We start from the raw sequence: 14358 nt of genomic DNA on the forward strand, positions 1-14358 counted from the left end.
GCGATGGCGCAGGTCACTCGACGTTCGGCGCTGCTGCTGGCGGGCGGGGCGCTGGCCGCGCCGCGCATCGCGGATGCGCAGGCCCAGGCGCGCACCTTGCGCTTCGTGCCGCAGGCCAACCTCTCCAACATCGATCCCGTCTGGTCCACCGCCGTCGTCGTGCGGAACCACGGGCTGATGATCTACGACACGCTCTACGGTCTGGGATCGAACTTCAGGCCGCGACCGCAGATGGCGGCGGGGCACGAGGTTTCCGACGACGGGCGGCGCTGGGTCATCAGCCTGCGATCCGGCCTGCGCTTCCATGACGGGGCGCCGGTCACGGCACGGGACTGCGTCGCCTCCATCCAGCGCTGGGCGAAGCGGGATGTGCTGGGGCAGCGCCTCGATGCGCTGATGGATGGCATCGCGGCCCTGGATGACACGCGATTCGAGATCAGGCTGAAGAAGCCATGGCCGGGCCTCGCCTTCGCGCTGGGGAAGCCGTCCGCGAATATCTGCGCCATCATGCCGGAACGGGTGGCACGCACGGACCCGTTCACGCAGATCACGGACTATACGGGCAGCGGGCCCTTCCGCTTCCGCCAGGATCTGTTCCGCCCCGGCGACCGCATGATCTATGAGCGCTTCGAGGGCTATGTGCCGCGTAGCGAGGCGGTCGATTTTCTTGCCGGCGGCAAGCAGGCCCATTTCGACCGCGTGGAATGGATCGTCATGCCCGATCCTTCCACGGCGAGTGCCGCCTTGCAGAACAACGAGGTCGATTGGTGGGAGACGCCGCTGCCCGACCTGCTGCCGCTGCTGCGGCGGAACCGGGATATCCAGACGGAACTGGTGAACACCGCCGGCAACCTTGGCGTGCTGCGCTTCAACTTCCTGCATCCGCCCTTCGACAATCCGGCCATCCGCCGTGCCGTGCTGCCGGCGGTGGATCAGCGCGCCTTCATGAACGCGGCGATCGGCACGGACCCCGCGCTCTCGACCGTGCCGGCCGGTGTCTTCACGCCCGGCACGCCGCTGGCGAATGACGAGGGGCTCTCCGTGCTGTCGGGCCCGCGGGACCTGGAGGCGGCGCGGCGCGCGCTGCGGGAGGCGGGCTACCGCGGGGAACGGGTGGTGATGCTGTCCGCCACCGACCTGCCGGTGCTGCAGAACCTGGCGGAGGTGGCGGCCGACCTGCTGCGCCGCATCGGCTTCAACGTCGATCTGCAGGCGATGGATTGGGGCACGCATATCCAGCGGCGCACCAATCGCGGCACCGTCGATGCGGGGGGCTGGAGTGCCTTCTGCACGACCTGGGAAGGGCTCGATGTCTCCGTGCCCGGCAGCCACATGCCGATTCGCGGCAATGGTGCCAATGCCTGGGCGGGATGGCCGACGCTGCCGCGCCTTGAGGAACTGCGTGAGGCCTGGTTCGAGGCGCCGGACCTGGCGGCCGAACAGGCGATCGCGCGGGAGATCCAGCGCTTGGTCTGGCAGGAAGTGCCCTTCGTGCCGCTCGGCCAGGTGCTGCCGCTGATGGCCCATCGCCGCAGCATCACGGGCGTGGTGAAGGGTGGCCCGGCGCTGTTCTGGGGCGTGCGCCGGACGTAACGCCCTCTGGCACAGGACGTGCTGACCCGTCCGACGTAACGCGTCTCCCCGTCGAGTCCCGGGCGGGGGGTGCTGGCGCGCAGCACAGGGATAAGGCACTCTGCCCACAACAAGGGCGGCAGGCCCATAACAGGGGGTTGCTACAAATGGATCGCAGGTCGTTCATCAAGACCGGTGTGGCGGCGGGTGCCGTCGCGGCGGGTGGCGGATTCGCCGCGCCGGCGCTCTCCCAGGGCGCCAATGCGCGCACGCTGCGCTTCGTGCCGCAGGCCAACCTGGCGAATTTCGACCCGATCTGGGGTACGCAATACGTCGTCCGCAACGCCGCGGTGCTGGTGTGGGACACGCTCTACGGCTTCGACGACAAGCTGGAGCCGCAGCGCCAGATGGTGGAGGGGGAGGAAGTCTCCGCCGACGGCAAGACCTGGACCTTCAAGCTGCGCACCGGGCTCCGCTTCCACGACAATGAGCCGGTGCTGGCCAAGGACGTCGTCGCCTCCATCGTCCGCTGGATGCCGCGCGACCCGATGGGCCAGATCCTGCGCCGGCTGAACGAGGAGCTGGTCGCGGTCGATGACCGCACCATCCGCTGGCGGCTCTCCGCGCCCTTCACCAAGATGAAGATGGCGCTGGGCAAGAACGCGACGCCGATGTGCTTCATCATGCCGGAGCGCATCGCGAGCCGTTTCGACAGCTTCACCCAGATCAACGAATATGTCGGCTCCGGCCCCATGCGCTTCGTGCGCAACGAATGGGTGCCTGGCGCGCGCGCCGTCTTCCAGAAGTTCGATGGCTATGTGCCGAGGAACGAGCCCGCGAGCTGGCTGGCCGGCGGCAAGCGGATGATGGTGGACCGCGTCGAGTGGGTGGTGATGCCCGATCCCGCCACGGCCTCCGCCGCGCTGCAGAACGGCGAGGTTGACTGGTGGGAGAACCCGATCACCGACCTGGTGCCGGTGCTGCGCCGCAACCGCAACATCGCCGTCGATATCGCCGATCCGCTGGGCAACATCGGCGCCTTCCGCATGAACCACCTGCACGCCCCCTTCAACAATCTGAAGGTGCGGCAGGCCGTGATGACGGCGCTGAGCCAGGAAGACTACATGACCGCGCTGGTCGGCAACGACCGAGCCCTGTGGAAGGTGATGGGCGGCTTTTTCACGCCGGACACCCCGCTCTACACCGAGGCCGGCGGCGCCATGATGAAGGCGGCGAATCTGGAGCGCGGTCGCCAGCTGCTGCGGGAATCCGGCTACAACAACGAACCGGTCACCTGCATCGTCGCGCAGGACCAGCCCATCACCAAGGCGCTGGGCGATGTGACGGCGGATTTGCTGAAGAAGCTCGGCATGAATGTCGACTTCGTCGCGACGGATTGGGGCACGGTCGGCCAGCGCCGCGCGATGAAGAACCCGCCCGGCCAGGGCGGCTGGTCCATGTTCCACACCTGGCATGCGGGTGCCGACGCCATCAATCCGATCCTCTACAACGCCGTGCGCGCCAATGGCGACGGCGCCTGGTTCGGCTGGCCCAACGTCCCGGCCGTGGAAGCGGAGGTGCCGAACTGGCTTGCCGCGTCCAGCCTGGCGGAGGAGCGTGCGGCGATCGACCGCCTCAACACTGCCGCGGTCGAGAACGTGGTGTATTGCCCGACCGGCTTCTTCCTGAGCTACCAGGCCTGGCGCCGGAACGTCTCCGGCATCGTGAAGGGGCCGATTCCCTTCGCCTGGGGCGTCAGCAAGACCTGATCTGAAGGAAGCGTACCCGGATGTTTGCTTACATCGTCCGCCGAATCCTCGCCACGATCCCCGTCATGGCGATCGTGGCGCTGTTCGTCTTCTCCCTCCTCTACATCGCCCCGGGCGATCCGGCCGCGGTGATCGCGGGGGATCAGGCGACTCCGGCGGATGTGGAGCGCATCCGGGCCAGCCTCGGCCTCGACCGCCCCTATCTGGTGCGGTTCGGGGCCTGGCTCTGGGACATCCTACGGGGTGACCTCGGGACCTCGATCTTCACCAACCTGCCCGTCGCGACCATGATCCAGCAGCGGATCGAGCCGACGCTGTCGCTGATGATCGTGACGCTGATCCTGGCCGTGTCCATCGCCGTGCCGATGGGCGTGGTGGCGGCGTGGCGGCAGGGCACCTGGGTGGATCGCGCGGTGATGGGCTTCGCGGTGCTGGGCTTCTCCGTGCCCGTCTTCGTGGTGGGCTATGTGCTGGCCTATGTCTTCGCCCTCGAGCTCGATTGGCTGCCGGTGCAGGGCTACACGCCCTTCAGCCGCGGCTTCGGCCCCTGGATCGAGAACCTGATCCTGCCGGCGGTGGCACTGGGCTCCGTCTACATCGCGCTGATCGCCCGCATCACGCGGGCGACGATGCTGGAAGTGCTGCAGCAGGACTATATCCGCACGGCCAAGGCCAAGGGCGTGGGGCAGCGCTCCATCCTGTTCATGCACGCGCTGAAGAACGCGGCCGTGCCGATCGTGACCGTCATCGGCATCGGCATCGCGCTGCTGATCGGCGGCGCGGTGGTGACGGAGAGCGTCTTCGCCATCCCCGGCCTCGGCCGCCTGACCGTCGATGCCATCCTGCGGCGCGACTACCCCGTCATCCAGGGTGTCGTGCTGCTGTTCTCCTTCATCTATGTGCTGGTCAATCTCGCGATCGACCTCGCCTATACCCTGTTCGACCCGAGGATCCGGTATTGAGCACCGCGACCATGGATGGCGGCCGGACCGCCCCGCTTCCGCCCGGCGTGAATGTTGCCCCCGAGATGGGCGACATCATGCCGCCGGTGAAGGCCAAGAAGGGCTTCATCGGCTTCCTGCGCCGCAACCCGACCATCGCCATCGGCGGCTTCCTGGTTCTGCTGATGGTCTTCGTCGCGGTCTTCGCGCCCTACCTCGCGCATCGGGACCCGACCGCGCTGGCGCCGGCGCTGCGGACGCGGGAGCCCTCCGCGCAGTTCTGGTTCGGCACGGACATGCTGGGCCGCGACGTCTATTCGCGCGTGCTGCACGGCGCGCGCGTGTCGCTGACCGTCGGCTTCTCGGTGGCCTTCTGTGCCTCCGTCATCGGGCTGGCCATCGGCCTGGTGTCCGGCTTCATCCGGCTGGCGGACAGCATCATCATGCGGTTCATGGACGGCATGATGTCCATCCCGCCGATCCTGCTGGCGATCGCGCTGATGGCGCTGACGCGGGGCAGCGTGGGCAACGTCGTGCTCGCCATCACCATCGCGGAAATCCCGCGCGTGTCGCGCCTGGTGCGCGGCGTGGTGCTGAGCCTGCGTGAGCAGCCCTATGTCGATGCGGCCGTCGCGTCCGGCACGCGGACGCCGATGATCATCCTGCGTCACATCCTGCCGAACACGCTGGCGCCGCTGACGGTGCAGGCGACCTATATCTGCGCCAGCGCCATGATCACCGAAGCCATCCTGAGCTTCATCGGCGCGGGCACGCCGCCCATCATCCCGTCCTGGGGCAACATCATGGCGGAAGGCCGGGCGCTGTGGCAGGTGAAGCCCTACATCGTCTTCTTCCCCGCGGTGTTCCTCTCCATCACCGTGCTCGCCGTGAACCTGCTGGGTGACGGCCTGCGTGACGCGCTCGACCCGCGCATGGCGAAGAGGCTCTGATCACCATGGCCCTGCTCGAAGTCGAAAACCTCCAGACCCACTTCCGCACGCCGGACGGCATCAACCGGGCGGTGGATGGCGTGAACTTCCACGTCAATGCGGGGGAGACGGTCGCCATCGTCGGTGAATCCGGCTGCGGCAAGTCCGTCACCGCCATGTCCATCCTGCGGCTGATCCCGGAGCCGCCCGGCAAGATCGCCGGCGCCATCCGGTTCAACGGCAAGAATCTGCTGGACGCCTCCGACAAGGAGATGCGGGCGATCCGCGGCAACGAGATCAGCATGATCTTCCAGGAGCCGATGACCAGCCTGAACCCGGTGCTGACCGTCGGCCGCCAGATCGGGGAGACGCTGCGCCTGCACCAGGGCCTGTCCGCGCAGGCCGCGGAGGACCGGGCGGTGGAGATGCTGAAGCTCGTCGGCATCCCGGAGCCGCAGCGGCGCGTGAAGGAATATCCGCACCAGCTCTCGGGCGGCATGCGGCAGCGCGTGATGATCGCGATCGCGCTGGCCTGCAACCCGAAGCTGCTCATTGCCGATGAGCCGACCACGGCGCTCGACGTGACGATCCAGGCGCAGATCCTGGAGTTGATGCGGGACCTGAAGCACCGCGTCGGCGCGGCCATCGTGCTGATCACCCATGACCTCGGCGTGGTTGCGGAGGTCGCGGAGCGCGTGATCGTCATGTATGCCGGCCGCAAGGTGGAGGAAGCGGCCGTCGGGCCGCTGTTCCGCAACCCGCGGCACCCCTACACCCAGGGGCTGCTGGGCTCGATGCCGAAGCTGGGATCGTCCCTGACCGGAGAGGAGACCAGGCTCGCGGAGATTCCCGGCCTGGTGCCGAGCCTGAAGAAGAAGATTCCCGGCTGCGTCTTCGCCTCCCGCTGCCCGAAGGTGACGGATCTCTGCACGCAATACGCCCCGGCACTGGAAGAGAAGGCGCCAGGCCATGTCGCGGCCTGCCACTACGCGCTGCGTGAGGAGGTCGTCGCGGCATGAGCCAGCCCCTGTTGCAGGTCAACGACCTCAAGAAGCACTTCCCGATCAAGGCCGGCTTCCTCGGCGGCACGACGGGCTATGTCTATGCCGTGGATGGCGTCTCCTTCGACATCGCGAAGGGGGAGACGCTGTCGCTGGTGGGCGAATCCGGCTGCGGCAAATCAACCGTGGGCAAGGCGCTGCTGCGGCTATTTCCGCTGACGGCGGGGCAGGTGGTGCTGGGCGGCGACCGGATCGACGACATGCCGAACGGCACGCTGCGGCCGCTGCGACGCAAGATGCAGGTGGTCTTCCAGGATCCCTTCAGCAGCCTCAATCCGCGTATGAGGGTGCGGGACATCCTGGCGGAGCCGATCCGCAATTTCGGCTTGGCCAAGGATGCCGCGGACCTGGAAAAGCGGCTCGAGGGACTGATGGACAAGGTCCGGCTGCCGCGGGATGCCATCAATCGCTGGCCGCATGAATTCTCCGGCGGCCAGCGCCAGCGCATCGGCATCGCGCGGGCGCTCGCGGGTGAGCCCGACCTGATCATCTGCGACGAGGCCGTCTCGGCGCTCGACGTCTCGGTCAAGGCGCAGATCGTCAACCTGCTGCAGGACCTGCAGACCGAGCTCGGCCTGGCGATGCTGTTCATCAGCCATGACCTGGCGATCGTGGAGCACATGACGCACCGCGTGGCGGTCATGTATCTCGGCAAGATCGTGGAGGTGGCGCCGAAGCGGTCGCTGTTCGGGGCGCCGAAGCATCCCTATACGGAGGCGCTGCTGTCGGCCGTGCCCGTGCCCATGCCGGGCGCGGCGCGGGAACGGATCATCCTCAAGGGTGACGTGCCGAGCCCGATCAACCCGCCCAAGGGTTGCCGCTTCCACACCCGCTGCCCCTACGCCTTCGACCGCTGCCGGACGGAGGAGCCGCAACTGCGGCCGGTGGCCGATGCGCTGGAGGGGGGGCACATCGCCGCCTGCCACCTGCATGACCGGCCGGCCGGGGAGAACCCGCTCTCCGGTGCCAAGGGGGCGCAGCTTCTGGCGGTGGGCAGCGCCTGAGGCGAGGAGGAGAGATTTGATCTCTCCTCCGCAACAAGGCGATTCCCGGGCGCGGCGATTGCGCTAGGCTGATCCCAACGACAGGCCGGCAAGGGCCGGCTGAAGGGGGAGACGCCATGTTCGTGAACCGCCGCAGCCTGCTCGCCGCCACCACGCTGCCGAATTTCTCGATCGCCCAGCCGCTCTGGCCGAGCCAGCCGGTGCGCTTCATCACGCCCTTCGCACCGGGCGGCGGCGTGGACACGCTGGTCCGCCTCTACTGTTCCCGCCTGGCGGAGATCACGGGGCAATCCTTCGTGGTGGAGAACCGGGCCGGCGCGGGAGGCAATATCGGCATGCTCGCCATCGCGCGGGCGCCGGCGGATGGGACGGTGATCGGCCTCGGCTCCGTCTCCTCCCTCGCCATCTCGCCGACGCTGCGGGCGGATATCCCCTTCGATGTGGAGCGGGACTTCACCTACATCGCGGGGCTTTGGCAGTTGCCGAACCTGCTGATCGTGAACAACGACGTGCCCGCGCGGACGGTGCCGGAACTGATCGAGGTGATCCGCCGGGCGCCGGGGCAATACACCTTCGCCAGCCCGGGATCGGGCACCACCGTCCACCTCTCCGGGGAGATGTTCCGGCAGATGGCGGGGCTCGACATGGTGCATGTGCCCTATCGCGGCGGCGCCGCCGCGCAGATCGATGTCATGGCCGGGCGCGTGCACATGATCTTCGACAACATCCCGCAGAGCCTGGCGACGGCGAGGGCCGGCAAGGCGCGGGCGCTGGCGGTCACCAGCCTGCGACGCAGCCCCTTCGCGCCGGAGATCCCGGCCATGGCCGAGTTCCTGCCCGGATTCGACATCACCTCCTGGGGCAGCGTCGTCGCGCCGGCCGGCCTGCCGGCGCCGGTCGTGGCGCGGCTGTCGGCGCTGACGGCACAGGTGCTGGACGACCCGGCGTTCAATGCGCGGCTGGCCGAGAACGGCGCCGGCGCCTGGCGGCAATCCCCGGAGGAGCTTGCGGCGTTCCGCCGGGCCTCCGAGGCGCAGCTGGCGCCGGTGATCCGGGCCTCCGGCGCGCGGGTGGAATAGCAAGGCGCCTCGCCTGCCGCTTGACGTTCGGCGGGGCGAGGGCGACTCTCTCCCCAGGGAGCGGCCCCTGTTCCGGGGCTGGCCAATGGAATCTGGGGAGAGGCGCGATGCCGCAGGTCAGTCTGACGGTCAACGGCACCAAGCACACGGTCGAGGTCGAGGCCCGGACGCTGCTGGTGGAACTGCTGCGGGAGAAACTGCGGCTCACCGGCACGCATGTGGGCTGCGATACCAGCCAGTGCGGCGCCTGCGTCGTCCATATGGGCGGCGACAGCATCAAGTCCTGCACCATCCTGGCGGTGCAGTGCGAGGGGGCCTCCGTCACCACGATCGAGGGCCTGGCCGCGGCCGATGGCACGCTGCACCCGATGCAGGAGGCCTTCCGCGAGTATCACGCCCTGCAGTGCGGCTTCTGTACGCCGGGCATGGTCATGTCGGCCATCGACCTGGTGAACAAGCATCCGGACGGGCTCTCCGAGAAGGAGATCCGGGAGGGGCTGGAGGGCAACCTCTGCCGCTGCACGGGCTACCACAACATCGTCAAGGCGATCGCGGCCGCCAGCGATGTGATGCAGGGCCGCACCGCGGAACTGACGCCGGCCGCGGCTGAGTAGTCTCGCCGGTTGGGTGCTCCGCCGCGCCAATTCCCCGGCAGAGGGAAGCGCGGCGGCGGGCCAGCCTGTTGCACGTCAACGGGGAGGATAGGTTCATGAACGTCGTGCAGCCCTTCGAGGGCATTGGCGCCAGCGTGCGCCGCAAGGAAGATTTCCGGTTCCTGCAGGGTCGCGGCATGTACACGGACGACATCAATCGTCCGGGCCAGACCCACGCCTTCATCCTGCGCAGCCCGCATGCGCATGCGACGATCAACGGCATCGACACGGCGGCCGCCAAGGCCATGCCGGGCGTGCTGGCCGTCTTCACCAGCGCGGACATGGCAGGCATCGGCGGCCTGCCCTGCGGCTGGCAGATCCACAACAAGGATGGCTCCCCGATGGCGGAGCCGAAGCACCCGGTGCTGGCGGAGGGCAAGGTCCGCCATGTCGGCGATCCCGTCGCCGTGGTCGTCGCGGAAACACGCGCCCAGGCGCGCGATGCGGCGGAAGCCATCGTCGTGGACTACGCGCCGATGCCCGGCGTCTCCACCACCGAGGCCGCGATCGCGCCCGGCGCGCCGGCGGTGCATGACGGCGTGGCGGGGAACCTCTGCTACGACTGGCATATCGGCGACAAGGCGGCGACGGAAGCGGCCTTCGCCAAGGCCCACAAGGTGGTGAAGTTCTCCACCACCAACAACCGCCTGGTGCCGAACGCGATGGAGCCGCGCTCCGCCATCGGCGAATTCGACACGATGAGCGGCGACTACACGCTCTACACCACCAGCCAGAACCCGCATGTGATCCGGCTGCTGATGGGCGCCTTCGTGCTCTCCATCCCGGAGAGCAAGCTGCGCGTCGTGGCGCCGGATGTCGGCGGCGGCTTCGGCAGCAAGATCTACCACTATGCCGAGGAAGCGATCGTCACCTGGGCCTCGGCCAAGGTGAAGCGGCCGATCAAGTGGACGGCCGACCGCACCGAGAGCTTCATGTCGGACGCCCATGGGCGGGATCACGTCTCCACCGCCGAACTCGCGCTGGATGCCGAAGGAAAGATCCTCGGGCTGAAGGTGCACACGCTGGCGAACATGGGCGCCTATCTCTCCACCTTCGCGCCCTGCGTGCCGACCTACCTCTACGCCACGCTGCTGGCGGGCGTGTACACCACGCCGGTGATCTACGCCGAGGTTAAGGCAGTCTTCACCCATACCGTGCCCGTCGATGCCTATCGCGGCGCCGGGCGGCCGGAGGCGACCTACCTGCTCGAGCGGCTGATGGACGTCGCGGCGCGGGAGATCGGGATGGACCGGGTGGAGTTCCGCAAGAAGAACTTCATCCCGGTCGATGCCTTCCCCTACCAGACGCCGGTCGCGCTGCAGTACGACAGCGGCGACTACTTTTCGACCCTCGCGGAAGCGCTGAAGACCGCCGACTGGGCGGGGTTCGAGGCGCGGCGGGAGGCCGCGAAGGCGAAGGGCAAGCTGCGCGGCATCGGTATCTCCACCTACCTCGAGGCCTGCGGCATCGCGCCCTCCGCCGTGGTGGGCAGCCTCGGCGCGCGGGCGGGGCTCTATGAGGTCGGCACCATCCGCGTGCATCCGACGGGCAGCGTCACGGTGCTGACCGGCACGCACAGCCATGGCCAGGGGCATGAGACGACCCTGGCACAGCTGGTGGCGGACAAGCTCGGCGTGCCCATCGCGAATGTGGACATCGTGCATGGCGACACCGCCAAGGTGCCCTTCGGCATGGGCACCTATGGCAGCCGGTCGCTGGCCGTCGGCGGCAGCGCGATGGACAAGGCGATGGACAAGATCATCGCCAAGGGCAAGCGCATCGCCGCCCATCTGATGGAAGCCAGCGTCGAGGATGTGGAGTTCGAGCGCGGCACCTTCCGCGTGGCGGGCACGGACAAGACCAAGTCGCTGACCGACATCAGCCTGACCGCCTATGTCCCCCACAACTACCCGATCGAGGAGATCGAGCCGGGGCTGGAGGAGACCGCCTTCTACGACCCGAAGAACTTCACCTATCCCGGCGGCTGCCACATCGCGGAGGTCGAGATCGACACGGAGACGGGCAAGGTCTCCATGGTGAACTTCACGGCCGTGGACGATGTCGGCCGCGTCATCAACCCCATGATCGTGGAGGGCCAGGTGCAGGGCGGCGTCGCCCAGGGCATCGGCCAGGCGCTGCTGGAAGCGGCCGTCTATGACGCGGAAGGGCAGCTCATCAGCGGGTCGATGATGGACTACACCATGCCGCGCGCCGACGATCTGGCGCCGGTGTCCGTCGCGACGCACACCACGCTCTGCACGCATAATCCGCTGGGCGTGAAGGGGTGCGGGGAGGTAGGGGCGATCGGGTCGCCGCCCGCCGTCATGAATGCCGTGGTTGACGCGCTGCGTGATTTCGGCGTGAACCATGTGGAGATGCCGGCGACGCCGGCGAAGATCTGGAACATCATCCACGGCCACCGCCTGGCGGCCGAGTGAGGGACGAGAGCCATGTATGATTTCGAATACCACAAGCCGTCCTCCGTCGCCGATGCGGTCAAGATCCTGGCCGCCGATCCCGATGCGCGCGCCATCTCCGGTGGCATGACGCTGCTGCCGGCGCTGAAGCTGCGGCTGAACAAGCCGACGGCGGTGGTGGACCTGTCGGGCATCGCGGACCTGCGCGGCGTGAAGCGCGACGGCAACAAGATCGTCATCGGCGCGCTGACGAAGCACTACGAGGTCGCGACCTCCGCCGAGGTGAAGGCGGCGATCCCGGCGCTGGCGGCGATGGCGGCGAGCATCGGCGACACGCAGGTGCGCAACCGCGGCACCATGGGCGGGTCCGTCGCCAACAACGACCCCTCCGCCGACTACCCTGCGGCGCTGCTGGCGCTGGGCGCCACCATCCAGACCGACCGCCGCACCATCAGCGCCGATGACTTCTTCCAGGGCATGTTCGCGACGGCGCTGGAGGCGGGCGAGCTGGTGACGGCGATCCACATCCCGGTGCCGGAGAAGGCGGGCTACGCCAAGATGCGCAACCCGGCCAGCCGCTACTCCATGGCGGGCGTCTTCGTGGCCAAGGGACCGGCCGGCGTGCGCGTCGCGGTCAATGGCGCGGGCAACAACGGCTCCTACCGCCACGCGGGCATGGAAGCGGCGCTGTCCGCCAATTGGTCGGCCGATGCGGTGGCGGGGATCAAGGTCGATCCGTCCGACATGAACGGCGACATCCATGGCAGCGCCGAGTATCGCGCGCACCTCGTCACCGTCATGGCCAAGCGCGCCGTCACGAACGCGGGCTGAACCGTCACGAGCGGAACGACAGGGGCGTGTCGCAGGGCACGCCCCTTTTTCGTGACTATCGCATGGCGGGGGACAGCTGCAGGTCCCGCCAGGCCATGCGGGAGAGCAGGGTCAGCGCCGCCGCGTAGTAGTCCGGCGCGCCGCCGATGCGCGGCATCACGCTGGCATCGCCACGCGCGAGGATGGCGGCCGTCGAGAGTCGAGCCACGGCGACGATGCCGGAATGGGCGGGGTAGGGGGCGAGTTGCCCGCTCCGCAGGTCCGTCCAGGCGGGAATGGCGCGATGGTCCGGGTCCGCCCAGAAGCCGACGGCGGCATTGACGCTGGGATGATCGGCCAGCCCGGCCCAGACCATGTTGAGCGGGATGCGCACCGCGTCGAAGGAGAAGCGGGCAGGCCAGCCATCGGCGGGCAGCAGATCGGCATTGGCGCGCAGTTCCAGCCAGTCCGGCGGCAGGCCGAAGCGGCCGAAGCGCGCCTGGCGCAACAGCGTCAGTCCATCCTCCTCCAGCCGTCCCCAGACGGGATCGGCCACTTCGCGTCCCAGGGCCCGCATCGCGGGGAAGGCGTAGTAGGACAGGTTCAGCACCGTCCGCGTGCGGCCCTGGAAGCCATAGGCACCGGGCAGCAGCACCCATCGCCCATTGCGCTGACTGGTGCAGCTCCGCAGCAGGTCGCGCGCGATGGCGATGGCGCGTCGGCGGTAATCGGCGTTCCCCCAGCGCGCGCCCGCCTCCAGCAGCGCCCAGGCGATGAAGAGGTCGCCATCGGTGGCATTGTTGGGGTCCGTGACGTTGGGCTGCTGGTCCGGCTGGAAGCGCCAGGAGCAGAGATTGTCCTCCCGCCGCTTCAGGTTCGCGAGAGTCCAGCCGAGCAGACGGCCGAAGCTGCCCTGGTCATCCGCCCGCACGGCGGCGAGCATGGCGTAGCCCTGGCCCTCGGAATGGGAGACGTTGCGGTTGCCGGTATCGACGACGCGCCCTTCGGGCAGCAGGTATCGGCGACGGAACTCGATCCAGTCCTCCTGCGGTGTGCCGATGCCGGCGGCCGGATCGGCAGCGGAGGGCTGGGCCCGGCTGGCAGGGTTCCGCTGGGCGGGGCTCTGCGTGGAGGCCAGCGCCATGCTCCCGCCTGCGGCAAGGATCACGAGGCGCCGCCGGCCCGGCAAGGCGGTGTCCTGGAGGCAGGCCGGCCCGATCGAGGGCGCCGGGGCCAAGGGCGGTGTCTTCCGCAACATCGCGGGATGCACCCTGCTGCATTTCGGGGTTAAGGAATAGTTCCTTTTGTTTCCGACTTCTTGCCCTGTCTCAAATTGTCGCTGGACGATTCATGAGAAGCTGCGAGGAATGGCGTGGAGCACGGAGTAGCAGGATGCCTCGCCTTGCCTGGCTGGTTGCGCTGATGATGCTGGGTGCGCAGGTCCCCGGCGTGCTTGCGCAGGATACCGCCGCCGCACCACCACCCCCAGCCGCGCCGCCCGGCGATGCCGTGCCGGCCGACGGCTTCCCGGCCCTCCGGGTGCTGGCGGTGGCGCGGCAGGTCGAACTCGACATGTCGGCCGCGGAGGCGGTCTCGGTGCTGGTGGATGGCGGGCTCGTCATCGATCAGCAGCGCGACCTGCCGCCGGACGGGCTGAGCCGCCTGATCCTGGCGGTGCCGGACGATGACGACTGCATGCCGCGCGGCGCGCAGCTGGTCTGCCCCTCGGTCCGCGTCTTCCTGATCAACGATCCGCAACGCGGCCACCGGGTGACGCGCGTCGAGGCCTACCAGCGCGTGGACACGCGGCTGACCGTCGCGCAGGTCTTCGAACAGGCGGCCACGGCCATGGGCCCGGCGCTGCAGACCGAGATGTGGCCCGAGCAGGTGCGGGGCGGGTCCGTCGTGGTCTGGCGCCAGCGTTGGCGGGAGGATCTGGCCGATGGGCCCTCCACCGAGGTGATCGCGACCCAGGATCCGCCGGACCGCCCCGTCTTCGGCATGGCCGATCCCAATTCCCGCGCCACCGGCATCGGCGTGGTGATCGCCAATGTCGATGTCGAGGGGTCCTTCGCCTCCGTCCGCCGCCGCCTGCGGATCCCGCCGCAGCGCTGAGCGGCGAG

The 14358-nt window shown here is 68.6% G+C and carries 12 protein-coding genes; 11 read left to right on the forward strand and 1 reads right to left on the reverse strand.

The window, feature by feature from the left end; all coding sequences use genetic code 11:
• Positions 1 to 3 precede the first annotated feature (3 nt).
• The 10 genes from G3576_RS10735 to G3576_RS10780 all read left to right on the forward strand — a co-directional run bounded on the left by G3576_RS10735 (position 4) and on the right by G3576_RS10780 (position 12256).
• Entirely contained in the window at positions 4 to 1593 is a 1590-nt protein-coding gene (locus G3576_RS10735) for an ABC transporter substrate-binding protein (RefSeq protein ID WP_164694373.1), read from the forward strand.
• A 146-nt stretch (positions 1594 to 1739) separates the two neighbouring features.
• The gene (locus tag G3576_RS10740; RefSeq protein ID WP_164694374.1) at positions 1740 to 3341 is read left to right on the forward strand and encodes an ABC transporter substrate-binding protein; all 1602 of its coding nucleotides are present in this window, start codon (positions 1740 to 1742) and stop codon (positions 3339 to 3341) included.
• 20 nt (positions 3342 to 3361) lie between these two features.
• Positions 3362 to 4303: an ABC transporter permease gene (locus G3576_RS10745; RefSeq protein ID WP_164694375.1), complete on the forward strand. Its 942-nt coding sequence runs from the start codon at positions 3362 to 3364 to the stop codon at positions 4301 to 4303.
• Positions 4300 to 5232: an ABC transporter permease gene (locus tag G3576_RS10750; protein ID WP_456237335.1), complete on the forward strand. Its 933-nt coding sequence runs from the start codon at positions 4300 to 4302 to the stop codon at positions 5230 to 5232. Before G3576_RS10745 ends, G3576_RS10750 begins: the two co-directional genes overlap by 4 nt.
• 5 nt (positions 5233 to 5237) lie before the next feature.
• On the forward strand, positions 5238 to 6230 hold the full coding sequence (locus G3576_RS10755) for an ABC transporter ATP-binding protein (RefSeq protein ID WP_164694376.1): 993 nt from the start codon (positions 5238 to 5240) through the stop codon (positions 6228 to 6230).
• Positions 6227 to 7276 carry an ABC transporter ATP-binding protein gene (locus G3576_RS10760; RefSeq protein ID WP_164694377.1) on the forward strand — a complete coding sequence of 350 codons (1050 nt, stop codon included), beginning with the start codon at positions 6227 to 6229 and terminating at the stop codon, positions 7274 to 7276. The genes G3576_RS10755 and G3576_RS10760 overlap by 4 nt, the downstream gene beginning before the upstream one ends.
• Before the next feature lie 116 nt (positions 7277 to 7392).
• Positions 7393 to 8355 carry a Bug family tripartite tricarboxylate transporter substrate binding protein gene (locus G3576_RS10765; protein WP_164694378.1) on the forward strand — a complete coding sequence of 321 codons (963 nt, stop codon included), beginning with the start codon at positions 7393 to 7395 and terminating at the stop codon, positions 8353 to 8355.
• 107 nt (positions 8356 to 8462) lie between these two features.
• Entirely contained in the window at positions 8463 to 8969 is a 507-nt protein-coding gene (locus G3576_RS10770) for a (2Fe-2S)-binding protein (protein WP_164694379.1), read from the forward strand.
• A 95-nt stretch (positions 8970 to 9064) separates the two neighbouring features.
• Positions 9065 to 11446: a xanthine dehydrogenase family protein molybdopterin-binding subunit gene (locus G3576_RS10775; RefSeq protein WP_164694380.1), complete on the forward strand. Its 2382-nt coding sequence runs from the start codon at positions 9065 to 9067 to the stop codon at positions 11444 to 11446.
• Between the two features lie 12 nt (positions 11447 to 11458).
• Positions 11459 to 12256 carry an FAD binding domain-containing protein gene (locus G3576_RS10780; protein WP_164694381.1) on the forward strand — a complete coding sequence of 266 codons (798 nt, stop codon included), beginning with the start codon at positions 11459 to 11461 and terminating at the stop codon, positions 12254 to 12256.
• 55 nt (positions 12257 to 12311) lie between these two features.
• On the opposite strand, the gene G3576_RS10785 is transcribed toward G3576_RS10780, so the two are convergent.
• Positions 12312 to 13379 carry a glycosyl hydrolase family 8 gene (locus tag G3576_RS10785; RefSeq protein WP_235951736.1) on the reverse strand — a complete coding sequence of 356 codons (1068 nt, stop codon included), beginning with the start codon at positions 13377 to 13379 and terminating at the stop codon, positions 12312 to 12314.
• A 248-nt stretch (positions 13380 to 13627) separates the two neighbouring features.
• Here G3576_RS10785 and G3576_RS10790 point away from each other — a divergent pair, with 248 nt between their 5' ends.
• Positions 13628 to 14350, forward strand: a complete 723-nt coding sequence (locus G3576_RS10790) for a hypothetical protein (protein WP_164694383.1) — start codon at positions 13628 to 13630, stop codon at positions 14348 to 14350.
• The last annotated feature ends 8 nt before the right edge of the window (positions 14351 to 14358 follow it).

Origin of the sequence: Falsiroseomonas algicola (assembly GCF_011040385.1) — a bacterium.
Lineage (GTDB): Bacteria > Pseudomonadota > Alphaproteobacteria > Acetobacterales > Acetobacteraceae > Falsiroseomonas > Falsiroseomonas algicola.